General features: G+C 60.0%; 27 protein-coding genes. 11 read left to right on the plus strand and 16 right to left on the minus strand.

Annotation, left to right across the window (positions count from 1 at the left end; all coding sequences use genetic code 11):
* Positions 1-93: 93 nt before the first annotated feature.
* The 10 genes from HB376_RS13175 to HB376_RS13220 form a co-directional block, all read right to left on the minus strand.
* A complete protein-coding gene (locus HB376_RS13175; RefSeq protein WP_213764086.1) occupies positions 94-858 on the minus strand; it encodes an ABC transporter ATP-binding protein in 765 nt (254 codons plus the stop codon).
* The gene (locus tag HB376_RS13180; RefSeq protein WP_213764087.1) at positions 855-1,715 is read right to left on the minus strand and encodes an ABC transporter ATP-binding protein; all 861 of its coding nucleotides are present in this window, start codon (positions 1,713-1,715) and stop codon (positions 855-857) included. Before HB376_RS13180 ends, HB376_RS13175 begins: the two co-directional genes overlap by 4 nt.
* A 1-nt stretch (position 1,716) precedes the next feature.
* Positions 1,717-2,631, minus strand: coding sequence for an ABC transporter permease (locus HB376_RS13185; protein ID WP_213764088.1), 915 nt, complete (start codon positions 2,629-2,631; stop codon positions 1,717-1,719).
* 51 nt (positions 2,632-2,682) lie between these two features.
* A complete protein-coding gene (locus tag HB376_RS13190; protein ID WP_255631326.1) occupies positions 2,683-3,723 on the minus strand; it encodes an ABC transporter permease in 1,041 nt (346 codons plus the stop codon).
* Between the two features lie 32 nt (positions 3,724-3,755).
* Complete coding sequence (locus HB376_RS13195; protein ID WP_213764089.1) at positions 3,756-5,357, minus strand: ABC transporter substrate-binding protein; 1,602 nt, start codon at positions 5,355-5,357, stop codon at positions 3,756-3,758.
* Between the two features lie 49 nt (positions 5,358-5,406).
* Positions 5,407-5,970 (minus strand): D-alanyl-D-alanine dipeptidase, encoded by a 564-nt coding sequence (gene ddpX, locus HB376_RS13200; protein WP_213764148.1) that lies wholly within the window; start codon positions 5,968-5,970, stop codon positions 5,407-5,409.
* Between the two features lie 496 nt (positions 5,971-6,466).
* Positions 6,467-6,700: a pentapeptide MXKDX repeat protein gene (locus HB376_RS13205; protein ID WP_213764090.1), complete on the minus strand. Its 234-nt coding sequence runs from the start codon at positions 6,698-6,700 to the stop codon at positions 6,467-6,469.
* A gap of 99 nt (positions 6,701-6,799) precedes the next feature.
* A complete protein-coding gene (locus HB376_RS13210; protein ID WP_213764091.1) occupies positions 6,800-7,576 on the minus strand; it encodes a molybdopterin-dependent oxidoreductase in 777 nt (258 codons plus the stop codon).
* An 83-nt stretch (positions 7,577-7,659) separates the two neighbouring features.
* The gene (locus tag HB376_RS13215; protein WP_255631309.1) at positions 7,660-8,286 is read right to left on the minus strand and encodes a cytochrome b/b6 domain-containing protein; all 627 of its coding nucleotides are present in this window, start codon (positions 8,284-8,286) and stop codon (positions 7,660-7,662) included.
* A 348-nt stretch (positions 8,287-8,634) separates the two neighbouring features.
* A complete protein-coding gene (locus tag HB376_RS13220) occupies positions 8,635-9,234 on the minus strand; it encodes a TetR/AcrR family transcriptional regulator (protein WP_213764093.1) in 600 nt (199 codons plus the stop codon).
* A 279-nt stretch (positions 9,235-9,513) separates the two neighbouring features.
* Here HB376_RS13220 and HB376_RS13225 point away from each other — a divergent pair, with 279 nt between their 5' ends.
* The 4 genes from HB376_RS13225 to HB376_RS13240 all read left to right on the plus strand — a co-directional run bounded on the left by HB376_RS13225 (position 9,514) and on the right by HB376_RS13240 (position 12,033).
* Positions 9,514-10,218, plus strand: a complete 705-nt coding sequence (locus HB376_RS13225) for a glutathione binding-like protein (RefSeq protein WP_213764149.1) — start codon at positions 9,514-9,516, stop codon at positions 10,216-10,218.
* A 383-nt stretch (positions 10,219-10,601) separates the two neighbouring features.
* On the plus strand, positions 10,602-11,174 hold the full coding sequence (locus HB376_RS13230; protein ID WP_213764094.1) for a sigma-70 family RNA polymerase sigma factor: 573 nt from the start codon (positions 10,602-10,604) through the stop codon (positions 11,172-11,174).
* On the plus strand, positions 11,171-11,812 hold the full coding sequence (locus HB376_RS13235; protein ID WP_213764095.1) for a DUF1109 domain-containing protein: 642 nt from the start codon (positions 11,171-11,173) through the stop codon (positions 11,810-11,812). The genes HB376_RS13230 and HB376_RS13235 overlap by 4 nt, the downstream gene beginning before the upstream one ends.
* A gap of 68 nt (positions 11,813-11,880) precedes the next feature.
* Positions 11,881-12,033 (plus strand): DUF1109 domain-containing protein, encoded by a 153-nt coding sequence (locus HB376_RS13240; RefSeq protein ID WP_255631327.1) that lies wholly within the window; start codon positions 11,881-11,883, stop codon positions 12,031-12,033.
* Between the two features lie 24 nt (positions 12,034-12,057).
* On the opposite strand, the gene HB376_RS13245 is transcribed toward HB376_RS13240, so the two are convergent.
* Entirely contained in the window at positions 12,058-13,650 is a 1,593-nt protein-coding gene (locus tag HB376_RS13245) for an MFS transporter (RefSeq protein ID WP_213764096.1), read from the minus strand.
* 507 nt (positions 13,651-14,157) lie between these two features.
* Here HB376_RS13245 and HB376_RS13250 point away from each other — a divergent pair.
* Positions 14,158-14,937, plus strand: a complete 780-nt coding sequence (locus tag HB376_RS13250) for a DUF1223 domain-containing protein (protein WP_213764097.1) — start codon at positions 14,158-14,160, stop codon at positions 14,935-14,937.
* Between the two features lie 33 nt (positions 14,938-14,970).
* On the opposite strand, the gene zigA is transcribed toward HB376_RS13250, so the two are convergent.
* Entirely contained in the window at positions 14,971-16,179 is a 1,209-nt protein-coding gene (gene zigA, locus HB376_RS13255; protein WP_213764098.1) for a zinc metallochaperone GTPase ZigA, read from the minus strand.
* Between the two features lie 252 nt (positions 16,180-16,431).
* Here zigA and HB376_RS13260 point away from each other — a divergent pair, with 252 nt between their 5' ends.
* The 4 genes from HB376_RS13260 to HB376_RS40955 all read left to right on the plus strand — a co-directional run bounded on the left by HB376_RS13260 (position 16,432) and on the right by HB376_RS40955 (position 20,537).
* On the plus strand, positions 16,432-18,786 hold the full coding sequence (locus HB376_RS13260; RefSeq protein WP_213764099.1) for a TonB-dependent receptor: 2,355 nt from the start codon (positions 16,432-16,434) through the stop codon (positions 18,784-18,786).
* Positions 18,787-18,818: 32 nt separating this feature from the next.
* Positions 18,819-19,424 (plus strand): MotA/TolQ/ExbB proton channel family protein, encoded by a 606-nt coding sequence (locus HB376_RS13265; RefSeq protein ID WP_213764100.1) that lies wholly within the window; start codon positions 18,819-18,821, stop codon positions 19,422-19,424.
* The gene (locus tag HB376_RS13270; protein ID WP_213764101.1) at positions 19,421-19,819 is read left to right on the plus strand and encodes a biopolymer transporter ExbD; all 399 of its coding nucleotides are present in this window, start codon (positions 19,421-19,423) and stop codon (positions 19,817-19,819) included. The genes HB376_RS13265 and HB376_RS13270 overlap by 4 nt, the downstream gene beginning before the upstream one ends.
* A gap of 481 nt (positions 19,820-20,300) precedes the next feature.
* On the plus strand, positions 20,301-20,537 hold the full coding sequence (locus HB376_RS40955) for an energy transducer TonB (RefSeq protein ID WP_255631310.1): 237 nt from the start codon (positions 20,301-20,303) through the stop codon (positions 20,535-20,537).
* Between the two features lie 74 nt (positions 20,538-20,611).
* On the opposite strand, the gene thpR is transcribed toward HB376_RS40955, so the two are convergent.
* Together thpR and HB376_RS13285 are read right to left on the minus strand one after the other, a co-directional pair.
* Positions 20,612-21,205 (minus strand): RNA 2',3'-cyclic phosphodiesterase, encoded by a 594-nt coding sequence (gene thpR / locus HB376_RS13280; RefSeq protein WP_213764103.1) that lies wholly within the window; start codon positions 21,203-21,205, stop codon positions 20,612-20,614.
* A gap of 108 nt (positions 21,206-21,313) precedes the next feature.
* The gene (locus HB376_RS13285; protein WP_213764104.1) at positions 21,314-22,036 is read right to left on the minus strand and encodes a carbonic anhydrase; all 723 of its coding nucleotides are present in this window, start codon (positions 22,034-22,036) and stop codon (positions 21,314-21,316) included.
* Between the two features lie 661 nt (positions 22,037-22,697).
* Between HB376_RS13285 and HB376_RS13290 the strand changes: the two genes are divergently transcribed.
* On the plus strand, positions 22,698-23,456 hold the full coding sequence (locus HB376_RS13290) for an alpha/beta fold hydrolase (protein ID WP_218627239.1): 759 nt from the start codon (positions 22,698-22,700) through the stop codon (positions 23,454-23,456).
* On the opposite strand, the gene HB376_RS13295 is transcribed toward HB376_RS13290, so the two are convergent.
* Positions 23,457-24,155 (minus strand): glutathione S-transferase C-terminal domain-containing protein, encoded by a 699-nt coding sequence (locus tag HB376_RS13295; RefSeq protein ID WP_213764105.1) that lies wholly within the window; start codon positions 24,153-24,155, stop codon positions 23,457-23,459. It lies immediately after the preceding gene.
* A gap of 202 nt (positions 24,156-24,357) precedes the next feature.
* Positions 24,358-25,440, minus strand: coding sequence for an NAD(P)/FAD-dependent oxidoreductase (locus HB376_RS13300; protein ID WP_213764106.1), 1,083 nt, complete (start codon positions 25,438-25,440; stop codon positions 24,358-24,360).
* A 519-nt stretch (positions 25,441-25,959) separates the two neighbouring features.
* On the opposite strand from HB376_RS13300, the gene HB376_RS13305 reads away from it, so the two are divergent.
* Complete coding sequence (locus tag HB376_RS13305) at positions 25,960-26,700, plus strand: ATP-binding cassette domain-containing protein (protein WP_213764107.1); 741 nt, start codon at positions 25,960-25,962, stop codon at positions 26,698-26,700.
* Positions 26,701-26,746: the final 46 nt, after the last annotated feature.

Here is a 26,746-nt window from a genome sequence, read left to right on the forward strand (position 1 = left end):
GCGCTTCGGGGATGCCTACTAGCAAGTTGGCATTCTATCAGGCGGCCCACGCACGGGCGGTTCACGCCCGGCAGAGCACCTTACAAAGCTGGACTAGGCCAGATCGATGGCCTTGCGTCGATAACCTTCCGTAGCAAGCAACAGGCTTCGTGTGTATTCATGCGCCACGTTTTGCTCGCGGACGGCTTCAATGGAAAGCTGCTCCACGATCTCGCCATCGCGCATCACCGCGACCCGCTGGCATAAAAAACCAACCACCGCCATGTTGTGACTGACGAGGATCATCGTGAGATGGCGTTCGCGATGCAGCCGCCGCAGCAGGTTCAGGATTTCGGCCTGCACGGACACGTCGAGCGCGGAAGTCGGCTCGTCGAGCAGCAGCACGCGTGGCTCCACGATCAACGCCCGCGCAATCGCCACACGCTGGCGCTGCCCGCCCGACAACTGATGCGCATACCGGAACCGGAACGCGGGCCCGAGGCCGACCTCCCGCAAGGCGTCGAGAATGCGGGCATCGTGGCGATCCATGCGATTGATGGTGAGCGGCTCCCGCAGCGTCTGGTCCACGGTGAAGCGCGGATACAGCGATCCGTACGGGTCCTGGAACACCATCTGCACTTCGCGCCTGAACGCGCGGTCGATGTGTCTGCCGAGCGTGTGACGACCAATCCGCATTGATCCGCTGGCGATGGGTACGAGCCCGGTCAGCGCGCGAAGCACGGTGGATTTGCCGGAACCCGATTCCCCGACAAGCCCGAACACCTCCCCTTCGCCGACATGAAACGTCGCCGAGCGAACTGCATCGGCGAAACCGGTTTTCGTTTTGAAGCGTACCTGTACCTCGTTTGCTTCGATCATGGCGCGACCTCGGCGAACCATGCGGGATCGCGTTGCAGCACCGGCAGTTCGTCCGGCGGATTGCGCAGCGGTGGACTCGCGGCCAGCAAACCGCGCGTGTACGGATGCTGCGCGTGCGCAAGATCGCGTGCCGCGCACGTCTCGACCACCCGTCCGCCGACCATCACCAGCACGCGGTCGCAAAACGACATCACCAGCGGCAGGTCGTGACTGATGAAAATCAGCCCGGTGTTGTGCTTCGCGATCATCTCGTCGAGTACCGACAACACCTGCATGGAGACGAGTACATCGAGCGCGCTGGTCGGCTCGTCGGCGATCAGCAACCGGGGGCCCGACGACACCATCATGGCAATCATCACGCGCTGGCCCATGCCGCCCGACAACTCGTGCGGGTAAGCGTCGGCGACTCGCTGCGGATCACGGATATGCACGGCCTCCAGCGCGGCGACAATCCGTTCGCGCATGGCTTTCGCATTCAGCTTCGGCGACTGCCGCCCGAACGCCTCGCGCATCTGCTGCGCGACCGTCATCACCGGGTTCAGCGAATACTTCGGGTCTTGCAGGATCATGCTCATCTGCGTGCCGCACAGGCGTCGCCGCTCCTTTGGGCGCATGGCGAGCAGGTCGTGGTTATCGAGGCGCATGGCGTCGGCAGACCAGTGCGCCGATGAAGGCAGTAACCCGAGCAATGCGCGTCCGGTCAGCGATTTCCCTGACCCCGACTCGCCGACGATACCCAGCCGCTCTCCCCTCGCAAGCGTCAGGGAAATGCCGCGCACCGCTTCGGTCAGCGTGCCGTCGTGGGCCTCGAACGCGATGCGCAGGTTATCGATCTCACAGAGGGTATCGGCTGGCATGTCAGCTTCCTTGACGAGGGTCGAAGACATCGCGAAGACCATCGCCGAGCAGGTTGAACGCAAGACTCACGAGCAGGATGGCGATGCCAGGGATGGTTGCGACCCACCACGCGTCGAGCAGCACGCCGCGCCCCGACGCCACCATGAAACCCCACTCCGGACTCGGTGGCTGCGCACCGAGTCCGAGAAAACCAAGCCCGGCGACCGTCAGGATAATGCCGGCCATGTCGAGCGTCGCGCGTACGATCACCGACGACGAACACAGCGGCACGATATAACGCAGCAAAATCCGCATGGACGACGCCCCTTGCAAGCGCGCCACGTGGATGAAATCGGCCTGCACTAGGCGCAGTGTTTCGGCGCGCGCGAGCCGCGCATACGGCGGCCACGCGGTGATCGAGATCGCGATCACCGCATTGATCACGCCCGGCCCAAGCGCCGCCGCGAATGCAAGCGCAAGCACGATCTTCGGGAACGCGAGTGCGATATCGGTCAGGCGCATCAGGACGGTATCGACGAAACCGCCGCAGAAACCCGCCGTTGTTCCAATCAGCAAACCCACCGGTACGACCAGCACCACAACCAGGATGGCGATGCTCAACGTCAGACGCGAGCCGATCACGAGCCTCGCGAGAATGTCACGGCCAAGTTGATCCGTGCCGAACCAGTGCGACGGAGAACCGGGCGGCAAAAGGCGGTCGCTGAGCACTTGCTGCAACGGATCATGCAGCGGCAATAACGGCCCGATTGCGGCGAACACAATCATCAGTGTCAGGATCAGCAGCCCGAACATGCTTAGAGGGTTGCTCGCGAAACGCCGCCAGCGGCGGTACGCCAAACCCAACGCGGCCTGCCTGCGCGACGCCGGCGTATCCGTGAGAAGCCACGCACGCCACCCTTGGCGTACTGGCTTCATCGTGTGAGTGGAATTGTCGGTGGATGGAAGCACGTCATGAACCTTTGGCTGTCATCGGGCGCGCGGATCGAACACGCGATACAGCGCGTCCGTCAGCAGGTTGAGCGTGATGAACGTGGCACCGATCACGAGCGTGCTGCCCAACACGGCGTTCATGTCGGCGTTGAGCAATGCGCCGGTGAGATAGGAGCCTATGCCCGGCCATGCGAATACGATCTCCGTCAACACCGAGCCTTCCAGCAGATAGCTATAAGCAAGTGCAATCACTGTCAGGAGCGGCACGGCAATATTGCCGAATGCGTGACGCCAGATCACGCGGCGTTCGCTCAAACCCATCGCTCGCGCAGTCACGATGTATTCCTGACTCAACTGCTCAAGCATGAATGAGCGCGTCATGCGGCTCAAGTAGGCGATGGAATAGAACGCGAGAATGGCCGCGGGCAGCACAATGTGAGAGAGCGCATTCTTGAATACGTCCCACTCGCCCGCCACGATGGAATCGACCAGCAGACTGCCCGTCCGGGTATCGACCAGACCGTCGTATAGCGGGTCTATGCGCCCCGGTCCGGATACCCAGTGTAATTTGGCATAGAACAGCAGCAAGCCCATCAGCGCGAGCCAGAACACCGGCAGCGAGCTGCCCGCCAAACCGATGAAACGCGCGACGTGATCGGTCCAGCGGTTATGTCGCACAGCGGCCGCCACGCCAAGCGGCACGCCGATCACGATGCCCATGAACGTCGACAGCGTGGCCAGTTCAAGCGTGGCCGGGAAGACGCGCTTGATGTCGTCTATCACCGGGTTCGACGTCAGCAGCGACATTCCCAGGTCGCCGTGCAGAACATCGCGAACGTAGATCAGGAATTGGACGATCAACGGCTTGTCGAGCCCCAGCGCCACGCGCGCCGCTGCATACGCTTGAGCCGATGCACGCTCGCCTAGCATCGCAAGCAATGGATCGATCGGAATCTTTCGTCCGATGAAAAACGTCACCCCGAGCAGCCCGATGAAGGTCACGGCGAGCATCAGCAGCCAGCGCACGAACAGCCATGTCCGGCGCACGCCCGCGTGGCGGGTGAGCACCAGTTGCAGGCGCTGGAACGCGGTGAGTTGTGCAGCCACGCTTACTGTTTCTTCACGTCGCGATACGACACGAGGTCGAAGATCGGCCCGACTTCCAGACCTCTCACGCCCGGCCGCGCCGCGACTTGCGAGACCTTCTGGAACATGATCACGAACGGTGAGTTCACGAGAAACTCTTTCTGCATCGCTTCATAGCGTTGGGCGCGTTTCGCCGTCGACGATTCCTCCAGCGCCGCCTGAGTCTCCTTCGTCAACTGCGGAATGTCCCACGCATTGCGCCACGCGAGCATCTTGAAGGCCGATTTGTCGGAGTTGTCCGGATTCCATGCGAAGCCCTGTGCATTGCTATGCGGGTCGATGTAATCGGCCGACCACTCGCCGATATAGATGTCATGCTGACGCGCGCGATACTTGCCGAGGGTCTGCTTGTTATCGCTTGAAATCAGCTCGACCTTGATACCACCTTGCGCCAGATTAGCTTGTACCGCCTGCGCAATCTCGCCATAGGGCGAGTCGTTGCGCACATCCATCTTCACCGTGAAGCCGTTTGGCACGCCCGCTTTTGCCAGCAGAGCCTTCGCCTTCGCTACGTCCTGATGGTACGGATTGATGTTCAGCGCCCCGAGGAAACCTTCGGGCAGGAAGGTCTCATGTACCTTGTAGGTGGTCCGCACGATGTTCTGCTGAATGCCGTTGTAGTCGATCAGCCATTTCATGGCTTCCTGAACATCGGGCTTGGCAAGGTTCGGGTTCTTGTTGTTCAGGCCAAGGTACATCAGCGTCGCTTGCGGCACGGACGTCACGCGAATCGTGCCCTTCTTCGTCAGCGTAGCGAGGTCGTCGGAACTCAGGTCACGCGCGATATCGATGTCGCCGTTCTCGATCATCAGCCGCTGGCTCGATGCTTCCGGCACATGCCGCAGCACGATGCGTTTCATCGCAAGCGGCACGCGATAACCATCGAAACGCTGCAGCACGATGCTGTCGTTCGCGGTCCACTTCACCAGCTTGTATGCACCCGATCCCGCCTCGTTCGTCTTCAGCCACTCATTGCCGAAGTCGTTACCCTTCGCATGCGATTCAAGCAACTTTCTGTCGAGCACGGAAGCCGGCCACGAGCCCAGCACGTTCAACACGAACGTGGGCGCGTACTTCTGGTCGGTGGTGATCGATACGGTGCTGTCGTCGATTTTCTTCACGTTCTGCAGCGCGTTTTCCTTCGTCAGCCCGATGCCTGCCAGCACCGCAGCCGCGCCTTTGTCGAGTAACGCGGTGCGCTGAATCGACCACGCGACGTCGTCGGCAGTGAGCGGATTACCTGAGTGGAACTTGAGACCGGGGCGAATCTTGAAGGTGAACGTGAGACCGTCCGGGCTCACCGCCCACGATTGCGCAACGTCGCCGTTGAAGTGGGCCGGATCTTTCAGATCGACGCGGATCAGGCGGTCATAGGTATTGGCGACGTATTCCTGCGGCACCAGTTCGTAGATCTCGCCCGGGTCGAGCGTGGTGAATTCGTCGAGTAAAGTGGCCATGACCAGCATGTCCTTCGGCGTGGCCGCGTAAGCGATGCGCGTGCCGGCCAGCATCAGAGTGGATGCTGCTGCGATGGCTGCCAACGCGTTGCACAATACCCGTTTCATACTCGCTCCGTGAGGGATGTTGATGAGATGTTCTGCGCGTTCCGTGCGGTTACATCAGGCGCAAGAGGCCGCTGTCGGCGTTGTCGATTACCTGGAGTTCGCGCGAGCCGGGCAGTTCGTAATGCCACCACTCGCTGGGAATATGAGTGAAGCCGGCGCCGTGCATCACGCCAAGCAACAACGTGCGGTTGCGCTGTACATGCTCCGGCAAACCCGGATGGAAGTGTTCGGAAGCGATCGACATCTCGTCGAAACCGGTGCCCATATCGAGGTCCTGGCCTTGAGCGTCGACCAGCGTCAGGTCGATCGCGGTGCCGCGGCTATGGTTCGAGCCGCGCTTCAGGTCTGCTATGTAGGTCGGGTCGGGAAGGAAGTCCCAGAGCACCTGCTGGGCTTGCGGCGGACGGTAAGCGTCAAATATTTTCAGCGTCAAGCCGATGTTGCCTGCGAGCTCGACGGCTTTTCTCAGGGCGGCTTCGGCCGGGGCCAGGAGCAAGCAATGTGCCGTCTTGTAGATCGGCTTGCCTGTCAGGTTGCGATCGGTTGCGTAGACCAGGTCGATCGCGACGCGGTGCGTTTCAGGAGAGATTATCAGCAGACGGTGATCGGGCATCGGCGGCGTTGGGTTCAAGGCTCACGAGTTCGTGCGGTGCCGTTATTGTTTATCAAAATGACTGGTTTGGGGGCGAATGTGGCGGACATGCCGCACTCGGCGGATAAATGCCACATTCGCGCATGGCCTTTAAGCCGCTTGTACGCGGGGCATAACGACGGGTCGATCCTATGTGCTTGAAGCTACCGCCGACGGTCGCGCCTGTCCCAGGATCACCCGATCCCCGATTAGAACCCGCCAAAAATCCGGAGGTTAGGTTCGAAAGAAGGCGTGGACGGGCATGGCGGCACGCTGAGTGACGCTCAACTGTGGGGATGGATGCACTGAGGGTTGCGACTTACTGGCACCCCGCGCGCGATGGGCCATATTTCTGCGTGGCTAATGCTGATGATCGTGCCGGTGCGGGGTGCATCGACGGAAGGTGAAAGTGCAATCGAAAGCGGTTCAACCACACCCGCAGAACCGCTTTCGATGCTTGTACGGACTACTGCGCCGACTACTGTGCCATCGCGCCCGAAGCGGGATGACCCATGCCCATTGCGTCGTTCTTTTTCATCTTGTCGTCCTTCTTCATTGCGTCCTTCGACATCGAATCTTTCGACATGGCATCCTTGGACATGGTGTCCTTCGCCATCGAATCGTGGGCCATTGCATCGCTTGCCTGGGCGAATGCCATGGAGCCGCTCAGGGCCAACGTTGCTGCGAGTGCTGCAGTGATGAACAGTTTCATATCAACCTCTTGCTTGAGTAAAAGTATCCGGTCATGCCGGGATGAATCGAAGTACCTGACGCCGCGATGTCTCGCAATACGTCTCGATCTCTCGTGACGTCAGGAACCTCCGAACCAGTTGTAGCCCTGATCGACCCAATAGCCGCCAGGGAATTTGTTCGTGACGAAAATTTCCATGATGTGCTTCGGATTTTTATAGCCCAATTTAGTAGGCATCCTAAGTTTCATCGGGTAACCATATTTTGGCGGCAATTGCTGGCCGTCGAAGGTGAACGTCAGCAGTGTCTGCGAATGCAAGGCAGTCGGCATGTCGATGCTTTCGTAGTAATCGTCCGCGCATTTGAAACCAACATATTTCGCCGATGTGTCCGCTCCCACCTGCTTCAGGAACTCCGAGAACGGCGTGCCGCCCCAGCGTCCGATCGCACTCCACCCTTCCACGCAGATATGCCGCGTGATCTGCTCGGCTTTCGGCAACGCATAAAGCTCGGGCAAGGTCCACGTTTTCGTGTTCTGCACCAACCCGCTTACTTTCAGGCGAAAGTCGGAACCACCGACAACAGGGACGTCGTCAATGCCGTAGAACGCGTTGAACGGAAACGGCCGCGTGATCTGCGCTTCCGTGTAAGTCGGCGCCAGACGGTTCGGATCGAAGAGCCAACCTTGCACGGTATCGTTCAGGCGAGAGACGCGGCTGAGGAAGGTCTCAACGGATTTGTCGTCTGAAATACTGCAACCGGCCAGCATCGCGAGGCCGCCGAGCGTCACAATGCGTTTGCCGAAGAGGCGGCGGGACGGCATGTCGAGTTCACGGCGAACGTCGATAATCAGCGACTCGCGGTCTACGCTCACGCGGTTTGGCTTTACGGGTTTCATGATCGAGATTCCTCGAGTCCTTAAGTTATCTTTTAGTCGGGCGGGTACGTATGACTAACTTAGTGGCTGAATTAGCGGCTCGCTTAGTGACCGCGAATCATCGTAAGCAGCGAGCGCGGCACCAAAGAAACCATGACCAGGTGCACGACAATGAATGCCGCCAGCAGCGACATGGCCGAGAAGTGCACAACGCGTGCAAAGTCATAACCGCCCATCAGTTCCCGTAGCAGCGGAAACTGAACCGACTTCCAGATTGCAAGACCGGACAAGATAAGCACTGCAATATCGAGCATCACGAACAGGTACGCGAACTTCTGCACTGCGTTGTACTTGCTCGGGTCGGCGTGCGATAAATGTCCCTTAAGCGCCTCGCCCAGATCATGCAAAATTGCACGCGGCGAGAGCGGGAAAAACTTGCCCTTGATGCGGCCGGTAACAACGTTCATCGCGAGATAAAAGAGACCGTTGAAGAACAGCAGCCACATGGCCGCGAAATGCCATTGCAGCGCGCCGCCAAGCCATCCGCCCAGTGTGATGCCCGGCGGAATCACAAACCCCTTGAATACGGGCGACGCGTCGTAGATCCGCCATCCCGACAGCATCATCAGGATCGCCGCGAGTGCGTTCAGCCAGTGCGTGATCCGTACCCATGCAGGCTGGATGGTCCGCAAAGGAGTGCTTACGCGGCTCGCTTCATGTGTTGCGTTCATCTCGGCCTCCATGACCTGCTTCTGTGGGCGGCGAACAAACGGCCGCCAAAAACATGTTGTGTGATCAGCTTTGCTCGACCGCTCTCTCATTGCCTGCATAAGGCTTTCAGAAGCAGGTCGTTAGTTGCTAGTTAATTCGTTTGTATTGCCTGGCCGGTTACATCGCCGAACGAAATTTTTTAAGCGCGAAAGCGGTCACGCAATGCGCGTATGTGAGTTAGTTCGTCGAGGAGGACAGATCGGTTACAGCGAGTTATTTTTTACCGCGAACAATCAGGCACGGCGAATGAGTGACCCTTGGGAAAGGTCAGCGAGATGATGAAGAGCAATGCCAGGGCGGCCACCCTGTTATCCGGCAAAAGTCCGGCCATCGAGCGACGCGAGTACCGGTCGCAAAAGTCCTTCCAGCAACGCGGGTTCCGGCCGCGTACGCGCCAGCACCCGAATGCCGAGCAAGACCGCCAGCAAGAGGCGCGCGAAGTCTTCAGCGGGCTGCGCGGATGAGATCTCGCCCGTTTGCTGACCCGCGGCCACGCATCGGCCGAAATAGGTTTCGAGCTTGACCAGCACGCCCGCTACGACCCGCTGGAATTCTGGATCATGCGGGGCCATTTCCAGCGCCGAATTCACCAGCATGCAGCCCTTGCGATCCTTGTCAATGAGCGAGCGGTGGACGATCTCATCGAAGAACGCCTTGATCGATTGAAGCGGCGACAGCGTCCCGTCGAAACGCCGGACACGGTCGTCCACGCTTCGGGACACGTAGTGAGCCAGCGCCTTTCCATAGAGCGAGTGTTTGTCGCCAAACGCGTTATAGAGGCTCGCGCCCGTGATGCCCATGCTGTCCGCCAGTTCACGAACCGAGGTGGCTTCGTAGCCACGGTTCCAGAAACACAGGACCGCGGCGTCGAGCACTGCGGCTTCGTCGAACTCTCTTGGCCGTGGCATGCAGTGCGTTACTCCCTTGAACGAGGCGATATTGCCATTCCGTTTTCGTTACGATATTCTAAATCGATCGATCTAAAATACGAATGACAACGCGCGTCAGGCAATAAAAACAACGTTGCAGCGCGAGTCTTACAGATGTATTTCAAGGCTACGCGTCGCGTGTCCGAATGGCCCTGTCCTGCCCGTGACGGTCGCGACTTTCTGCACATGACGCCTGTCGGGCACCTGCCGTCCGCTCAGGCCAGGCGCAAGCGGCCCACCTCAACATCCAAGGACGACATGATCCGTTTCTACTTTCACCCGACACCGAATCCCGCCAAGGTTGCGCTCTTTCTCGAAGAGGCGGGACTCGAGTACGAAGTGTTTCCCGTCGACACCAGCAAGGGCGAACAGCATCTGCCGGCATTCAGGAGCATCAATCCGAACGGCAAGGTACCTGCCATCATCGATACAGACGGCCCCGGCGGAACCGAAGCAAGGGTGTTCGATTCCAGCGCGATCCTGCTATACCTCGCCGACAAAACGCAGCGTTTCGCGGGCAAGCCCTCGGACCGGCCCGAATTACTCTCATGGATGTTCTTTATCAGCTCCGGACTCGGTCCCTTCTCCGGGCAAGCGGTGCATTTCCAGCACGCCGCGCCCGAGAAGATTCCGTATGCGATCAACCGGTACCGGCGGGAAATCGAGCGGCACTATCGCGTGCTTGACGAGCACTTGTCGGGACGCGAGACCATCGTGGGAAACGAGTATTCGATCGTCGATATGTCCGCGTGGGGATGGCTCGACCGCGCGTCGCGAGTGTTGGCCACCGACGCGCCGCTTGCCGCATTTCCGAACCTGAGCCGTTTCTTCGACGCCATCAGTACGCGCCCCGCCGTCGCCCGAGCGCGGGCGGTGGGCCACGACCTTACGTTCAAGCGCGAGGTGGACGAAGAGACGCGGCGCGCGTTGTTCCCCTCGAATTATCCCGAGACCACGCGCTAAGCGAGGGCCGCTTGGGATCGACGGCTTTCGCTCTCGGCACGCGATCGACAGAAGCAAGCCGGTCCGGCACAATCCGCTCGCTTTGTCGTCTGCCGTTAGTACCGCGCATGGGATTGCGCCGCGTTTTGCATGCCGGACCTATAGCCTGTAACCGTCGTGAACATTGCCTTGCGGTGCGGCAAAAACCCATCCCGACATTAAAAACGCGGTAATCTCCGGCGTCAGAACCTTGGGCGACGAGCCTCGTGCACTGCAGGACCCACCGAAATACCTGCAGTACTATGGCCGCCACGAACCGTGTCCATCCCTGGTGCCGGGAGCGTCGACATCCGTCGGCAAGCCCGTTGCAATTTATTTGAAGTGCGCTGTAACCCGATTCCGCGATGAAGCGAATAATACAAAGTGGTTCTGTGACTGGTGTCGAAGAACGGTTGAGGGCCCTGTTCATTCGCGGCCTGAATGGCGACGCTGTCGCCTATCGGACGTTCCTTGACGACTTGACGGGACACCTGCGCGGCTTCCTGAGGAAGCGCATCTATTACCTGCAGGATGACATCGAGGATGTCGTGCAGGAGATCCTGCTGGCCGTGCACAACAGCCGCCACACCTATCGCCCGGACGAGCCGTTGACTGCCTGGGTGCATGGAATCGCACGTTATAAGCTGATGGATTTTTTCCGCGCAAGATCGCGGCGTGAAGCATTGAACGATCCGCTGGACGACGCGCTGGAGATTTTCGCGACCTCGGACGAAGAACCCGCCGATGCCAAACGTGACGTCGGCAAGCTGCTCGAACAATTGCCGGACCGTCACCGGCTACCGATCGTTCACGTGAAGCTACAAGGGCTCTCCGTGACCGAAACCGCGGCGCTCACGGGGATGTCGGAGTCGGCGGTCAAAGTAGGCATTCACCGCGGACTGAAAGCGCTGGCAGCAAAGATTCGAGGCACCGCATGAAAACCGAGGACCTGATTTCGCTTCTATCGACCGGCGTGACGCCGGTTGACCCGCGCGTGTCCGCGCGCCGCTTCGGACGTGCAATCTTACTGGGCGGCTTCGGCGCGCTCGTGCTGATGGCAGTGATTTTCGGCGTACGGCCGGACATCGCCGTCGTCTCGCGCACGCCGATCTTCTGGGCCAAGCTTGCGTTTCCGACATCGCTCGCCGCAACGGCATTGTTCCTGGCGGTGAGGCTGTCTCGTCCCGGGACGATCATCGGCAAGTTCTGGGCACTGCCCGCGGTGCCCGTGCTCGTTGTGTGGGGCGCGGCAGTGGCGGTGTTGTATCTCGCCTCGCCCGGCGCACGGTTGCCGCTTGTCATGGGCTACACGTGGCGTACCTGTCCGTTCAATATCCTGCTGTTGTCGGTGCCGGCGTTCGTCGCTGTGTTCTGGGCAATCCGCGGACTCGCGCCAACCCGGTTGAGGCTCGCCGGCGGGGCGAGCGGCATGCTCGCGGGAACGCTTGCGACGATGGCCTATTGCTTGCACTGCCCCGAGATGAGCGTCGCGTTCTGGGCCGTGTGGTACCTGCTTGGGATGACGCTTGCCACGCTGATCGGCGCATTGCTTGGGCCGCGTTTCTTGCGTTGGTAAGCATCGCTGAACATAAAAATTAACGCGCGAGTGTAACCGGGCCGGTCCTCGCGGGCGCGGCGGCCAGTCTGCTAAGCGGCGCACAAGCGGTGCTCGTCTATACGCTCTATTGCGTGGAGATGACCGTACCGTTCTCGGGCGTGTGGAATGGCCGGGCAGGTTGGTGCCGACGGTACTCGGCGGTTTTCCCGGACCCGGAGTGCTGCGGTGGTGAAGCGTGAAACGGCGACATTGCGATGAAGCTTTTAACGGCTGCGCGTCCCGGCATCCAGCCGACCAACCCGCACCGGCGGCACGAACCATGCAAGACAAAGTCCCGCTATTGCCGCAGCGGCCGCCAGCCCGAGCCCCACGTGTATCGATTCGATCAACGCACCACGCGCTGAGCGCATCATCGCGTCGCCGGCTTGACCCGCCATGATCAGGCGACCGATCAGCGCCGCCTGTTCCGCACGATCGACCAGCAACTCCGGACTCGCGAATGACTTGAACCATTGCGTCGCCTGATACGTGTCCAGCGATCGATGCACGCCACTCGTATAGAGGCGGCCGAGCAACGCGCCCGTCATGGCGGTGCCAAGCATGCCGCCAAACATCCGCAGCGATTGAAGCAGCGCCGTCGCGGCACCAAGATGGTCGCGATCAACAAGTTGCTGCGAAAAGAGCGTGAGGTTCGATACGACCAGACCGAGTCCGATCCCGCTGAAGCCCATGCAGGCCATCCACACAAGATGAGGCACGGTCCCCGTGATCGCGACAAGACAAAGCGCGGCGCACGCAAACAGCGCGAAGCCGATAACCATCACACCGTTTGCATGCCTGATGCGCGTGACAATCCGGTTATTCACCACGCTGCCCACGGTCGTACCCAGCAGCAGCGGCGTAATCAACATGCCCGAGTCATGCGGCGACATCGCAAAACCGCCTTGAAATAGCAAGGGCACATAGAAGACCAACGAGAAGAGCGAGAAACCACCGAGTACGGACATCGCGAACAACGCGGCGAGCTTTCGGTCAAGCAGCATATCGACGGGAACGATCGGGTAAGTCATGCGTTTTTCCCAGAACACCAGCACCGCTGCGCCGGCTAAGGTGAGAAAACCCAGCACGCAGGTCACGGGCGTGATGCCGTCATTCGGAACCCATTCGATCAGCAGTTGCAGCACGCCAAATGTTGACGCCAGTACCAGCGCCCCGACCCAATCCAGTTTCACTGGGACGGCTGAACGCGGCCTCCGGAGATGCGGCAGGAAAGCGCGCACGAACAACAACGAGACGATGCCCACCGGCAGATTGACGAAAAACACGAGCCGCCATCCGCCGTACTGCGTCAGCACGCCGCCTAGCGTCGGGCCAACGATATTCGCCAATGCAAACGCCGAACTGACAAACACCAGCCAGCGCAGGCGAAGCTTGGGGTCGGGAAAAAGATCGGCGACAGTGGCGAACATCGTGCCCACCAGGATGCCGCCGCCGATCCCTTGCAAGCCTCTCGCGATCACGAGGAAGAGCATATTGGCAGCCATGCCGCACATGATCGACGCGATGGTGAAGAGAATGATCGCGGCCATTAAAAACGGCTTGCGGCCAAACAAGTCGCCCAAGCGTCCGAAGATCGGGATGGTGATGACCGATGTCAGCATGTAGGACGTCGCCACCCACGCATACAGGTCGAACCCCTTGAGATCAGCCACGATACGCGGCAGCGCTGTCCCCACAATGGTCTGATCGAGGGCGACCAGCATCGCTACAAACGATACGCCAAGCATCGCCAGCACCGACTCGCGGAATGGCAGCAACTGCCCGGCTTCAATAGGTGCGGCAATGTCCGGGGTCATGGCGTTCTCCTGATGCTGTCGGGAACTGCGGCTGGGGGTAGCTTTGGTGCTGGCGGGTAGCGCTGTGCCAGCGTGCCTGACGGGGCGCGGGGGCGCAAGTTAAGTCATGACGCGTGGGACGGTTGGCGCAGGGTTGATGCCGATAGTTCGCTTGAGCCTCCGATGCGGTTACACACGTCGGCCGAGACTTGAGTGCATCTTCCGTGCGCTGACCCGACGCGCTCGGGGTTTGGCTTATCCCCGGGAATTCTTCTCACCGCAGTGTTATATGCGTTTCATACGAGTATGCGGCTGCCCCAAGGCAATTTCACGCTGGCTGTAACCGGTTTTTACGGATCGCCGAAATAACTATCAGGCTATGCGACTTCTTGATCAGGCGGCTCGGCCGCCTTGAACCGCGGACAGATACAGATGCTCATCAACCTTCACGATGACGCACCGTGACCGCAGTCATGCCAAGCCGCCTCCCGGTCAACGGCATCCTTCCTTTTACCCTCGGAGTCCGTCATGCGTGCTTCATCGATCCTGTCCCTTGCCGCGCTGCTCGTTTCTTTCTCCGCCGCCGCTGCCAGCGCCGCCTCCGCTAACGCATGCAGCGCATCGAGCCCCGAGCATCGCGCCGCGCTCGTCGAACTCTATACAAGCGAGGGTTGCAACAGTTGCCCGCCTGCCGATAACTGGTTGAGTGAACTCGATCATGCCCGCAAGACCAGCACCATCGTGCCGCTGGAGCTTCATGTGGATTACTGGGATAGCGGGGCGTGGAAGGATCGGTTTGCGCAAGCCGCGTTCACCACGCGACAGCAACAACTGACCTACACGGGTGGCGCGCATGTGGTGTACACGCCGGAGATTTTCGTAGGCGGCCGCGAGTTGCGTAGCTGGTCGAACGACGCGAGCTTCGAGTCCCGCATTCAGCAGTTGAATAGCGAAACCCCACTCGCCGACATCCACATTGACGGTCATCCTTCCGCGCCCGGCCATGTCGCGTTCGACGCTGCATTCACTGCTCGCAAGAACCTTCCCGACGACGCAGTCGTGTACGCCGCCGTATATGAAAACCAGCTCGTCAGCTCGGTGAAGGGCGGCGAAAACACCGGCGTCACGCTGCATCACGACCGCGTGGTTCAGCACTGGATCGGGCCGGTCCGAATAGTCGACGGACACGCGTCAATCACCGGCGACTATGCCTCGGCCGATGGCCATGACGGCGTAGTGGCATTCGTCGAGCGCGGAGCGACGGGGGAAGTGCTGCAAGTGGCAGAACTGCCCTCATGCGGCAGCTAACGCTCTAACGCTAATAGCGACCCATGCTGCGGCTTATTCCGCGCTCTGATCGCCATGATCCCACGCAGGAAAAGGGTCCGTAAATCGCTGCCAAGCTTGTGGACCCTGCGACATTTCCACGTCGTTGAGCAGGCACGCATCCAGGCGCGCGCGTAAGGCCATCTCGTCCATATCGATGCCGATCAGCACCAACTCTTGTCGCGCATCTCCGACCTGAGGGTCCCAGTCGTCATCAATCGATTTCAGCGATTCGGCATCTTCCGGCCAATAGGCTTTCGGTACGGCTGCCCACCACATTCCCATCCCGCCGTGCCGGCATACGCCTCCCGCCTGCGACCAGGACCCTACATAAGTCGGCCGGCTGGCGAGCCAGAAGAATCCTTTGGAGCGCACCACGCCCGGCCAGTTACTCGTGATCAGTTGCCAGAAACGCTCGGGATGAAACGGCCGGCGCGCGCGATAAACGAAGTGCGTGATGCCGTATTCCTCGGTCTCTGGCGTGTGCTCGCCACGCAATTCCTTTAGCCAGCCGGGCGCTTTGGACGCTTCATCGAAGTCGAACAGACGGGTATTCAGCACCTTGTCCAGCCCCAGCTTGCCGAACTTCGCGATCTCGATCCTTGCCCGCGGATTCAGTCCTTTCAGGATCGTCATGAGGCGCCTGCGGTCCACGTCTCCCACCAGGTCCACCTTGTTCAAAACGATCACATCGCAGAACTCGACCTGCTCGACCAGCAGGTCAACGACCGTGCGCGTATCTTCCTCGCCCATCGATTCGCCCCGCGTTTGCAGGCTGTCCGCAGAGCTGTAGTCCTTGAGGAAATTGAAAGCGTCCACCACCGTCACCATGGTGTCCAGACGCGCGACATCGGACAGGCTTTGGCCTTGCTCGTCGGCGAACGTAAAGGTTTCGGCCACCGGCAGCGGCTCGGAAACCCCGGTCGATTCAATCACGAGATAGTCAAAGCGCCCTTCCTTTGCAAGCCGGTTCACCTCCAGCAAGAGATCTTCGCGCAGCGTGCAGCAAATGCAGCCGTTGCTCATTTCGACCAGCTTTTCGTCCGTGCGCGCCAGTTCCGCGCCGCCGTCGCGAACCAGCGCGGCGTCAATATTGACCTCGCTCATGTCGTTGACGATCACCGCCACGCGCCTGCCCTCTCGATTGTTCAGGATGTGGTTGAGCAACGTGGTCTTTCCTGCGCCCAGGAAGCCCGACAAAACAGTGACCGGTAGCTTGTTCATTTTTTCCGTCCAAAAAGTTCTCGCACAATTGGTTACGAATGTTATAACATTGCATTCGTAACTTGTAGAACTTTTTATCCGTCTGGCGTTCCGCGGCCCCACCTTGGCCGCGCGGCTTGATATGCCTGCATCGCGGTGCCTGCCCGGGATCGATTAGGACTACGTTCTTTACAAATTAAAGTCAATCGTCGAGGACCGTACGACATCGCCGGGCGGCGCACACCCAACACAACCCATCCAGAAAAATAATCGATGAAAAATCGTACGCTCATCGCCCATGCGGCCTTACTGCTGTTCGCTCAGATCGCCGCCGGACAGGCTTATGCCGCAGGTTCGGACGGCGCCGTGTCAGGCTCCGTCACCGATAGTGCCGGCAAACCCGTCGCCAATGCCAGCGTTGCCCTGCAAGACGCCAGTGGCGCGTCCGTCGGCGCCACGAGCACGGATGCGGCGGGACACTTCTCTGTCCATCATGTCGCGCCGGGAACCTATGCAGTCGTTGTTGCTGCGCCGGGCTACGCAAGCGGCAGCAGCATCGCGACGGCGAGCGAGGGCGTGGATGCATCCGTGTCCGTGGCGCTCAGCAAAAGCGACGCGATCGATGTGCAGGTCAATGCGAAACGGCTCGATCGCGCACGCAACGGCCTGCTGCCGGAAACGGGCAGCACCGTGTATCGCTTCAGCCAGGCGGATATCGATACCCTCCCCGCCGGACAGGACACGCCGCTCAATCAGGTGCTGCTGCAAGCGCCCGGCGTGGCGAGCGACTCGTACGGCCAGTTGCACGTGCGCGGCGACCACGCGAACCTCCAATACCGTATCAACGGCATCATCATTCCAGAGCCGATCAGCGGCTTCGGCCAGTCGCTGGATACGCGCATTATCGATCAGCTCAATCTGTTGACCGGCGCATTGCCCGCTCAATACGGCGATCGCACGGCGGGTATTGTCGATATTCATACGAAGAACGGCGACCAGGGCAACGGCGGCTCCATCGATGTCTTCGGCGGCAGTCACCAGACCATCAAGACCAGCGCCGACGTCTTCGGCAGCCAGGGACCCTTCAGCTACTATTTCAGCGGCTCACTGGGCGAGAACAATCTCGGCATCGAGAATCCGACTTCAAGCGCCAGCCCGATTCACGATCACACGCGCCAGGGCGATGCGTTCGGCCTCATGTCCTACATCATTAATCCGCTCACGCGCGTGAGCCTGATGTTCGGCACGACCAGCAATCAGTTCCAGATTCCCAATACGCCGGGCTTGCCAACCGCCTTCACCTTGAATGGCAACACCACGTTCGATTCGAGCCAGCTCAACGAGACACAGTCCGAGCTCAACGAGTTCGCGGTCGTCGCCCTGCAAGGTACAAACGGCGGCGCGCTGGACTATCAGGTCGCGCTCTTTACGCGCTATTCGCGCACGCAATTCAATCCGGACCCGGTGGGCGACCTGCTGTTCAACGGCGTGGCGGCGAATGATTTCCACAGTGACAGCGCCAACGGCGTGCAAGCGGATACGACCTACCGGCTCAACGAGAAACACACGCTTCGCGCAGGCATTTCGTTCCAGCAGGAACATGCGATTTTCAACAATAACCTGAGCGTCTTCCCCGCCGATGCCGACGGTAACCAGCTCTCCGATCAGCCGTTCAATGTGCCTGATTCGAGCAGCAAGACGGGGTATCTGTATAGCGCATACGTTCAGGACGAGTGGAAACTGACCGATAAACTCACGGTCAACTACGGCCTGCGCTACGACAAGATGGACGAGTACGTGAGCGCAAGCCAGCTAAGTCCGCGTGTGGGTCTCGTCTATGCATTGACACCTTCAACCACGGTGCATGCCGGCTATTCCCGTTACTTCACGCCGCCCGCGTTCGAGCTTGTATCGGGCGAAGATATCGCGCGCTTCGCTGGTACGACTGCCCAGACATCGACCCAGAACGATCCGGTGCAGCCGGAACGCAGCGACTATTTTGATCTTGGCGTCACGCAGCGGCTGAGCTCGACTCTCACGGTAGGCGTTGACGCGTACTACAAGAAATCGACGAACCTGCTCGATGAAGGGCAATTCGGCACTGCGCTGATCTTCACGCCGTTCAACTATAAATACGGCCGCGTGTACGGGGTCGAATTCACCAGCAACTATAAACAGGGCAATGTCTCGGCCTACGTGAACGTCGCGTTCAGCCGCGCACAGGGCAAGGATATCGACTCGGCACAGTTTAATTTCGACGCCAGCGAACTTGCTTTCATCAGCAATCACTACGTGTTCCTCGATCACGACCAGCGCGTGACCGCCTCGTTCGGCGGCGCTTACCAGTTGGGCAAGACCACCTTCACCTTCGACGGCATCGTGGGTAGCGGTTTGCGCAGCGGCTTCGCCAACACGGACCGGCTTCCTGTGTACACGCAGGTAAACCTCGGCGTGATTCATCACTTCAACTTCAACGAACCGCTGATCGGCAAGTTCGACGCGCGCCTGCTGCTTATCAACGCGTTCAACCGCGTCTACGAGTTGCGCGACGGATCGGGCATTGGCGTGGGCGCACCGCAGTATGGCCCACACATTGCCGTGTATGCGGGTATCACGAAGAATTTCTGATATATCGGATAACTTAACAAAAGGCTTTTATCATGCAGGATTGGGCAGGTATTACTGCCGCGGCAAAGGTGGGTGGCTGGGTGGTGTACCCGCTCACGCTTCTTGCCGTGCTGGCGATCGCTATCGTAATCGATCGCGCGTATGTGTTCATCCGATTTGCAAGCCAGCCTGGAACCGGCACCCACACGCTGCCGGCACAACACGCGTTCAGCCGCCTGGATGCAACCGTGATAGCGCCGGCCGGAACACCATTATGGCTGGTCGAAGCCCGTGCGCAATCGGCGGCAACGCGTATCGAACGGGACATGAGCCGTGGGTTCTGGGTGTTGGAGACTATCGTGACGGCCGCGCCCTTGCTCGGGCTGCTGGGGACCATTGTCGGAATGATGCATTCGTTCCAGCTATTCGGCGGCAACGGCCTGGTTAATCCTGGCGGTGTGACCGGTGGCGTGGCGCAATCGCTCGTGGCGACAGCGATCGGATTGGTCGTCGCGTTGTTCGCGCTTTTCGCGTTCAACTATTTCTCGCGACGCCTTGAACGCCTGATCGATGATCTCGAAGTGCACGCCAACGAGCGCCTGAGCGAGATTCGACTCAAGGCCGAAAGCGCCGAATCGATAACCGGAGACTCGCGATGAAGTTCCGGCGCTCGCGGGCGTCCAGGCGTGGGCGCATCGAGATCATTCCGATGATCGACGTGATGTTCTTTTTGCTCGCCACGTTCATGCTGGCGTCGCTGGCCATGCAACGGCTGGATGCCGTCAAGGTCGATTTGCCGTCGGGACAGGCGCAGCAGATGTCCGAGGATCAGCCGTTGACCCTGGCGGTCGATCGCACGAACACGATCTTTCTCGACCGCCAGCCCGTGCGTCTCGATCAGGTGGAAGCCGGCGTGAGGCGGCTTCTCAAACCGGACCGGAACGTGGTCATTGCCGCGGACGACGCCGCGGCACAAGGAGCGGTCGTTCAGGCCATGCTGGCCGCGCGCCGCGCGGGCGCGGAGCATTTCCTGATCGCAATACGTCGTGAGTAGCGGGATGGGACGACGGGAAGATCTGATGGGTGCGTCTCGACTCAGATTCGGCGCGGCCCTTCTGATTGCGTTTGTGCTTTGGGCGCTTCTGCTGACCCAGATCGTGAACCCGCTCTTGCGACCTCTGCCAAGCCCCGCCGCCCCGGTACAAGCGACTATGGAAATGCGTCTAGTCGAATTGGCCGCGCCCTCCACAAATACACGTGCCACCGCCCCTTCGGCGCCCGCTGCGGCGCCCACCCCGCAAGCGCACGCACGACGAGATCCAGCGCCCGTCCGAGTGGTGAAACCGCGCGAAATCCAGCGTCCGTCCCCGGAACCCATGATGGTGAAAACAGACCAAGCTGCGCCGTCAGCGCCGCCGGAAGCAAGCCCCGCAGCAACATCCACGGCAGCTGTAACAGCGTCGTCATCTTCTGCATCAACAAGCAATACAGCGGCTGCGTCAGCGGGCTCCGCCGCACGCGTCATCAGTCAGCCAATGCCTTCTCTTCCCGACGATCTTCGTGAGGATGCCTATCAGGTGGTCGCAGTCGCGCGTTTCGATATCCACGCGGATGGAACAATTGAAGTAGAACTTTCGAAGCCGACGCAAAACCCTCGCCTGAACGCATTACTGCTTGAAACGCTGCGCAAATGGCGGTTTTTCCCCGCGATGCAAGGCGGACATCCCGTGGAGAGTCATCAGGACGTGCGTGTGCATTTCAACGTGAGTTAAGGCGTTGCGCTTAACGCGAGCAGCGGACTGGTAAGTAGCCGCGTCAGGATCAAGGCTACAACCCACGACTTGACTCATGTCATAAGTGGCCATCGCGCAAGCTGCACATGCTGCGTTTTACCAACCCTGCTATCTACGAGAACAAACTCGCGCGCGGTCCAGCGGACTGGTTCGATCGTTCGTTCGACGACTTCGTGCTTGTCGTAAAGCAAGGTCAGATGTGGCGTGAAGCCTGACGGTTTCAGATTCAATCCGGCCCTCGCCAACGTGGCGCCGAGAACGCCGCGGAATTCCCTCAGCGCACCGGCGCCGTCGCTTCCAAGCAGTACGACGGGCCGGTCGCGCGCCGTCCGGTGAAAGCAGCCGGCGTGATCAAACGCAACATCGAACACGGGCATCGAAATGGTGGAAGCAGTGGCTTGCGCCCACGATGCGACACGCTCAAAAAACGTATCGTGGACACCGATAGAATGCAATGTCACGTGGAAGTGCGCAGTCGGAAGCGGCTTTCCCTTCAAGCCATGTTCGACACGCAGACGCTGCACCAACCGCTCGATACACATGGCGGTATCCGGGTCCGGCACAATCGCGAAGAACAGGTGATGACGCTCAACCGGTCGCGGCGCGGGCCTTGCGTCTAATCCCGGTAGCACTAATTGCTCTGGCATACGATTATCACGCCCACGGTTCATGGGATCCTCCGCTCGGCTGGTGCCCGGACGATTGCCAACCCATCGCTGACCGATCGCTGACCGGCTTAAACGCGGGCAATCACGTCAATCGATCACCCGGACCTTCCCCGAAGCGAGATCGTAGATCGCTCCGACCACTTGCACCTTGCCCGCCCTCACATACTCTCCGATCAGCGGCTTCGAGACCCTCAACCGGTTGGCGTTCAGCCGCACATTTTCGATAGTGGCGTCCGCCACCAGATCGCCGTGCCCGTGCATCCTGGCAATCTCGACGGCCGGCCTGATCGCCCTGACCAGTTCGGGCAAATGCCCCGGCAAGACGGCATGTTCGCGGATCGCCTTGACTGCGGCGGAGACTGCGCCGCAATGTGTGTGTCCGAGCACCAGGATCAACGGTACACCCAGGAACTTCACCCCGTATTCCAGGCTAGCGAGTCCGTCGTCGTTGACGAAATTGCCAGCGACCCTTACGACGAACAGATCACCCGGGCCTTGATCGAACGCCAATTCGGGCGAAACCCGCGAATCCGCGCAACCGACAATCGCCGCAATGGGATATTGCGCCGTAACTCGCGCCGCCCGGCCAGCGGAATAGTCCTTGTTTTCAGGCATATTGGCGGCATATCGATTGTTGCCCTGCAGCAGGCGAGCAAGCGCATCTGAGGGGGCAATCGCGTTGGGAGCAGGTCCCGTTGAAGCCTGATCTGCACGCGCATCGTGCAGCGAAAATGCAGCGAGGGTCGCGGACGCCACACCGGCGAACAGAGCGCGCCGCCGCGACAAAGAACACATCGAATGAACGCACATGGATCACCTCCTCCAGAGGGATAAACGCCGCACTCATCGCCGGACGCAGATGCACGTCCCACGCTCTTCGATAATGCGTCAACCGCGCCCAGGCGAACGTGTTCTTCGCCTCGTTGCGCTTCAATTGCCGCCGCGCCAATCACGGCTACCGAGCCGAAAACGTCGACTCGCTCATTGGATACCGGCGACCGGAACCGTGACAATGGGTTGTGCATACCTTACGTTCGCCGCAGGCACGGCAGCGTAACTGCGCTGTACCGGCACATAGAGCACCCGCTTCGCGCCGTTACGGAAACCGCTACGACAGGAGCCGCCGCGACATCGCTCGGCTGAACCGGGACGGTGTAATGGACAGGCCGCGACGGCGGTACATAGACCATAGCCGGTCTGGCGTAGACAACAAATGTCCGCGCTTCAGCGCCGGTGGAGAGCATGAGCCCGAGAGCGGCGGCGAATGCACTGATAAGACGAATATTCATGTGGATTCCCTTCGATTCGATCGGCAGGTCTCGTCTTATGGTGGCGCCGGTTAAAAGCCTTCGCAAGCGAATTGGCGACCGCACATCGAGCACGGCGTTGCGCGTACTATTTGCGTCTCGACGCGGCTGAAACGATCGCGCTGCGCAACGCCTTACCGATAGAAGCGAAGACGGAGACGAACTTGACCACCCCAGACAATCTGTTCGATGCAACCACTGCCCGCGAAGGCGCGACCTACGTACTGGTTCACGGCGCCTGGCACGGCGGATGGTGCTGGAATGCCGTCGCCCGAATCTTGCGCGCGCACGGGCATCGGGTCTTTACCCCTACGCTCAGCGGCCTTGGTGAACGTGCGCACCTGCTTTCGAAGACGATTGATCTCAGCGTCTTCATCCAGGACGTCGTCAATGTCCTCGAGTACGAAGACCTGACCAACGTCGTTCTGGTCGGCCACAGTTTTGGCGGACTGCCGATCACCGGCGCGGCGGATCGCGTGCCTCAGCGCATCCGACACCTTGTCTTTCTTGATGCCGTCGTGCTCGAACACGGACAAACGGCGTTCTCCCGGCTCGCGCCCGAGATCGTGGCGCAACGCATCGCGCAATCGAACGAAACGAGCGGAGGCGTCTCCATACCGGTGCCGCCCGCAAGTGCATTCGGTGTGTTCGAACCCGCCCAGGTGGCGCTGCTGGAACGCAACTGCACGCCGCATCCGCTGAAGACCTTCGATGACCCCATAACGCTCAACGGACCCGTGGGTGGCACCATCCCGAAGGTGTACATCCAGTGTGTCGATCCGGTGTACGCGCCGTTGCAAACCAGCCGCGACTTCGTGCGTGCTCAAGCAGACTGGGCGTGGGACGAGATAGAAACCGGACACGACGCAATGATCAGCGCGCCCGAAGCGCTTGGCGCCAAATTGCTCCGGTACGCGTCGTAGTCACGCGGGTTTGGCGATCGCTGCACGTACTGCCTGGCAGTGCCGCACAAGCTCAGGTCGTGTCAAAACAAACTGCTTGAGCGGCGTGTCTATATCGTAGAAAAAGATGTTTGCCACGAAACCATAAACGCTGGCGTCGACAGTTGTCGGCTGCGCGCCGAACAGGAATTCACTGTCGTCAAGCAGGTTCGAAATCACCTGCAAATCGGCGACACCGCGCGCATAGACCTCACTGGTTTCAAAACGGCCGATGCCTTGATATCGATACCGCTCGAAGTTGTATTGTCTTGCCGCGTCGAGACTGTCTGCCGTAATGCCCGGATGTGCCGACATGAACGCGTCCTTGAAGACCGGCCAGAAACGCGGATCGCTCCAGCGTGAATACGACATGACCCAATACAGATCGTCGAGCGCGCGCCCGATCAAAAAGTCCAGGTTCTGCTGGATGGGTGTCAATGCGTGGTCGATAGCCAAGCCGTACTTCCGCTTCAGATAAGCGATGATGGCGTCGCTGTCGCCAATCGATTCCTGGTCGTCGGTCACGTAGGGAAGCTGTCCGCGAGGCGCGGATTTTGTATCGACGATATGCCGATGCTCGAAAGGTACACCGCAGAGTTTGAGGAATACGAATACCTTCAGACCATACGGATTGTTGTCTTCGATACCGTACAGTTCCGGGTATGAAAAGAGAGTGATCATGCAACGCTCCCTGAAAAGGGTGCTGCGTGGCGGGTATGGACGTAGGCACTTGCAGTTTATTCCAGCGGGCCTGGCGAGCAACTGGAAACGCTCGGGCGCTTGTACCGTGCCCGGGCACGCCGCTGCCGATCGCTCATATCGAGAAAAGCAGCCGCGCCTGCCATCACTCGCGCTTCGACGTTCGGCTCGGCCACCGCGCGACTCACTCCTGATGCGCCGAACCCGTCGCAATGCGCTCGGCCAAACCGGCGTCGTAGCTGGAATGGACATGCACCCGCTTCTTGTCAGGATACGCGTACGTGTAGGCCTTCCTCAGCGCCAGCGACGCTTCATGAAAGCCCGAAAGAATCAGCTTTTGCTTGTTCGGATAATTCGCAATGTCCCCCACTGCGAAGATTCCCGGTCGCGAGCTTTCGTAGTTCGACGTATCCACATCGACCCGGCCGCCGACAATTTTCAAACCCCAGTTCGCGATCGGTCCAAGGTCGGCGACCAGACCGTACAGCACCACGAGATGATCCGCATCGATCTGCGCGGTGCCGCCAATCTGCCGGATCTCGATCGATGCCAGCTTGTTTTCGGGGGCAGCCAGCGCGGCGATAGAACCCACCATGAACTCCATTTCTCCCGCATCGACCGCGCGCCTCATCTCATCGACACTCGATGCCACCGCGCTGAACCCATTGCGCCGATGCACCAGTACTACCCGGCGCGCGACTTGGCGCAAGGCCAGCGCCCAATCAAGCGCGGAGTCGCCGCCGCCGGCGACTATCACGGTCTTATCGGCGAAATCGGCGAGATTTCGCACGCTGTAGTGGACGTGGCTATCTTCAAGGGGTGTCGCTTCGGGAAGGGCAAGACGCTGCGGTACGAACGCGCCGTTCCCGGCGGCCAGCATAATCGCGGCGGTATCGAATATGAGGCCCTGGCCTGTCGTGACCGTCCATCGGCCGTCTTCGCGCTGCTGTACGGTTTCGACTCGTTGACCTAAATGAATTGGCACGTTGAACGGACGGCATTGCTCCATGAGCCGGTCGACGAGTTCGCGTGCCGTGCATGATGGAATCGCGGGGATATCGTAGATGGGCTTGTCGGGGTACAACTCGATGCATTGCCCGCCGATCCGTTCGAGCGTATCCACGATCTGACACGATAACCCAACCACCCCCGCCTCGAATGCCGCAAAGAGACCTACGGGTCCTGCGCCGACGATCAGGACATCGGTTCGTATCGGGGATGTTGATGCGGTTGGTGTGTCGACACGAGTGTCTGCTTCAGAAGTCATTCGGTATCCGTGGTGTCATGCACGCGGGCGCGCTGCATCTGTTGATCCACCATACAGAACCTGCCGGCTCAGGGCAACGAAGGCACTATCGGCGGCGTGGGCAGCGATTGAAAAAATAACTTCTACGTGCCACTTGTCCGAGCTTATCCCGCGCGGACGCCAGCTCAGACGATTGGATGGCGATACGTCAGTGACGTGCAGTCGCATGCTGATAATCGTCGGGACGCTCCTTTCAAGAACCCTGTATCCGACTACTGGAGCAAGGACGAACGTGGAGAATCCTGGTCATGGCTCGCTCACATTCCGAATACGGGGACGTTATCGCCGACTGGATGACTGGCAAACCGCCCTCATCACAACGCGGGCTGGTCCCCATCGAGCCGCAGGTAAACCCGGTAACCAAGGAGGCTTGCTTGCCAAAAGACACCGTTGTGCTATAAAAAAATGCTGGCTGGAACATATCGACCAGTCGCCCAGCCGAAGAAATGGGCGCCTCCACTGGAGCGAGCACAATAATTCATGAGTCTTCTGGAACTCAGAGACGTTTCCAAACACTTCGGCGCCATTCGCGCCCTGAACGGTGTGACGTTGAGTCTGGAGCCGGGCCAGGTGGTCGGGCTCATGGGAGACAACGGCGCCGGGAAATCGACGCTGGTGAAAGTAATCGCCGGTAACTTTCCCCCGTCGCATGGCGAAATCCTCATCGACGGCAAGCAGGTGCATTTCGGCAAGCCGGTTGACGCCCGCGCTCAGGGTATCGAAGTCGTCTATCAGGACCTCGCGCTCTGCGACAACCTCACGGCGGCGGCAAATGTCTTCCTCGGCCGTGAGCCACGGCTCGGTTTCTGGCCCATCCGCATTCTCGATCACGCGACCATGTACCGGCGCGCCGGCGAACTCTTCAAAGAACTCAAATCCGAGACGCGCCCGCTCGATCTCGTCAGGCAGATGTCAGGAGGCCAGCGGCAGGCCGTGGCGATCGCTCGCACGCGCCTCTCCGAGGCGCGGCTCGTCATCATGGATGAACCGACTGCGGCAATCAGCGTCCGGCAGGTGGCGGAGGTGCTCAGCCTCATCAAACGGCTGTCCGAACATGGCATCGCGGTCATTCTCGTCAGCCACCGCATGCCTGACGTTTTCACCGTCGCCGACCGCGTGATCGTGATGCGGCGCGGGCACAAGGTCGCGGACAAGAAGACCGAAGCGTCCTCACCGGAAGAAGTGACTGCGCTCATCACCGGAGCGATCGCCACCGCCTGAACTGAACCTGACCCTGACTCGCATGGGAGTCCGAAATTGAACGATC

It is taken from the genome of Caballeronia sp. dw_19 (genome assembly GCF_018449515.1).
In the GTDB taxonomy this organism is placed as follows: domain Bacteria; phylum Pseudomonadota; class Gammaproteobacteria; order Burkholderiales; family Burkholderiaceae; genus Caballeronia.

What these genes read in the sequence shown, in the direction of transcription:
- HB376_RS13285 (WP_213764104.1), bottom strand. Translation starts at nt 22,036, where the DNA reads ATGTGCGTTCATTCGATGTGTTCTTTGTCGCGGCGGCGCGCTCTGTTC.
- HB376_RS13245 (WP_213764096.1), bottom strand. Translation starts at nt 13,650, where the DNA reads ATGACCCCGGACATTGCCGCACCTATTGAAGCCGGGCAGTTGCTGCCA.
- HB376_RS13305 (WP_213764107.1), top strand. Translation starts at nt 25,960, where the DNA reads ATGAGTCTTCTGGAACTCAGAGACGTTTCCAAACACTTCGGCGCCATT.
- zigA (WP_213764098.1), bottom strand. Translation starts at nt 16,179, where the DNA reads ATGAACAAGCTACCGGTCACTGTTTTGTCGGGCTTCCTGGGCGCAGGA.
- HB376_RS13265 (WP_213764100.1), top strand. Translation starts at nt 18,819, where the DNA reads ATGCAGGATTGGGCAGGTATTACTGCCGCGGCAAAGGTGGGTGGCTGG.
- HB376_RS13215 (WP_255631309.1), bottom strand. Translation starts at nt 8,286, where the DNA reads ATGAACGCAACACATGAAGCGAGCCGCGTAAGCACTCCTTTGCGGACC.
- ddpX (WP_213764148.1), bottom strand. Translation starts at nt 5,970, where the DNA reads ATGCCCGATCACCGTCTGCTGATAATCTCTCCTGAAACGCACCGCGTC.
- HB376_RS13225 (WP_213764149.1), top strand. Translation starts at nt 9,514, where the DNA reads ATGATCCGTTTCTACTTTCACCCGACACCGAATCCCGCCAAGGTTGCG.
- HB376_RS13300 (WP_213764106.1), bottom strand. Translation starts at nt 25,440, where the DNA reads ATGACTTCTGAAGCAGACACTCGTGTCGACACACCAACCGCATCAACA.
- HB376_RS13295 (WP_213764105.1), bottom strand. Translation starts at nt 24,155, where the DNA reads ATGATCACTCTCTTTTCATACCCGGAACTGTACGGTATCGAAGACAAC.
- HB376_RS13175 (WP_213764086.1), bottom strand. Translation starts at nt 858, where the DNA reads ATGATCGAAGCAAACGAGGTACAGGTACGCTTCAAAACGAAAACCGGT.
- HB376_RS13230 (WP_213764094.1), top strand. Translation starts at nt 10,602, where the DNA reads ATGAAGCGAATAATACAAAGTGGTTCTGTGACTGGTGTCGAAGAACGG.
- HB376_RS13270 (WP_213764101.1), top strand. Translation starts at nt 19,421, where the DNA reads ATGAAGTTCCGGCGCTCGCGGGCGTCCAGGCGTGGGCGCATCGAGATC.
- HB376_RS13205 (WP_213764090.1), bottom strand. Translation starts at nt 6,700, where the DNA reads ATGAAACTGTTCATCACTGCAGCACTCGCAGCAACGTTGGCCCTGAGC.
- HB376_RS40955 (WP_255631310.1), top strand. Translation starts at nt 20,301, where the DNA reads ATGCCTTCTCTTCCCGACGATCTTCGTGAGGATGCCTATCAGGTGGTC.
- HB376_RS13180 (WP_213764087.1), bottom strand. Translation starts at nt 1,715, where the DNA reads ATGCCAGCCGATACCCTCTGTGAGATCGATAACCTGCGCATCGCGTTC.
- thpR (WP_213764103.1), bottom strand. Translation starts at nt 21,205, where the DNA reads ATGCCAGAGCAATTAGTGCTACCGGGATTAGACGCAAGGCCCGCGCCG.
- HB376_RS13195 (WP_213764089.1), bottom strand. Translation starts at nt 5,357, where the DNA reads ATGAAACGGGTATTGTGCAACGCGTTGGCAGCCATCGCAGCAGCATCC.
- HB376_RS13185 (WP_213764088.1), bottom strand. Translation starts at nt 2,631, where the DNA reads ATGAAGCCAGTACGCCAAGGGTGGCGTGCGTGGCTTCTCACGGATACG.
- HB376_RS13260 (WP_213764099.1), top strand. Translation starts at nt 16,432, where the DNA reads ATGAAAAATCGTACGCTCATCGCCCATGCGGCCTTACTGCTGTTCGCT.
- HB376_RS13250 (WP_213764097.1), top strand. Translation starts at nt 14,158, where the DNA reads ATGCGTGCTTCATCGATCCTGTCCCTTGCCGCGCTGCTCGTTTCTTTC.
- HB376_RS13235 (WP_213764095.1), top strand. Translation starts at nt 11,171, where the DNA reads ATGAAAACCGAGGACCTGATTTCGCTTCTATCGACCGGCGTGACGCCG.
- HB376_RS13210 (WP_213764091.1), bottom strand. Translation starts at nt 7,576, where the DNA reads ATGAAACCCGTAAAGCCAAACCGCGTGAGCGTAGACCGCGAGTCGCTG.
- HB376_RS13220 (WP_213764093.1), bottom strand. Translation starts at nt 9,234, where the DNA reads ATGCCACGGCCAAGAGAGTTCGACGAAGCCGCAGTGCTCGACGCCGCG.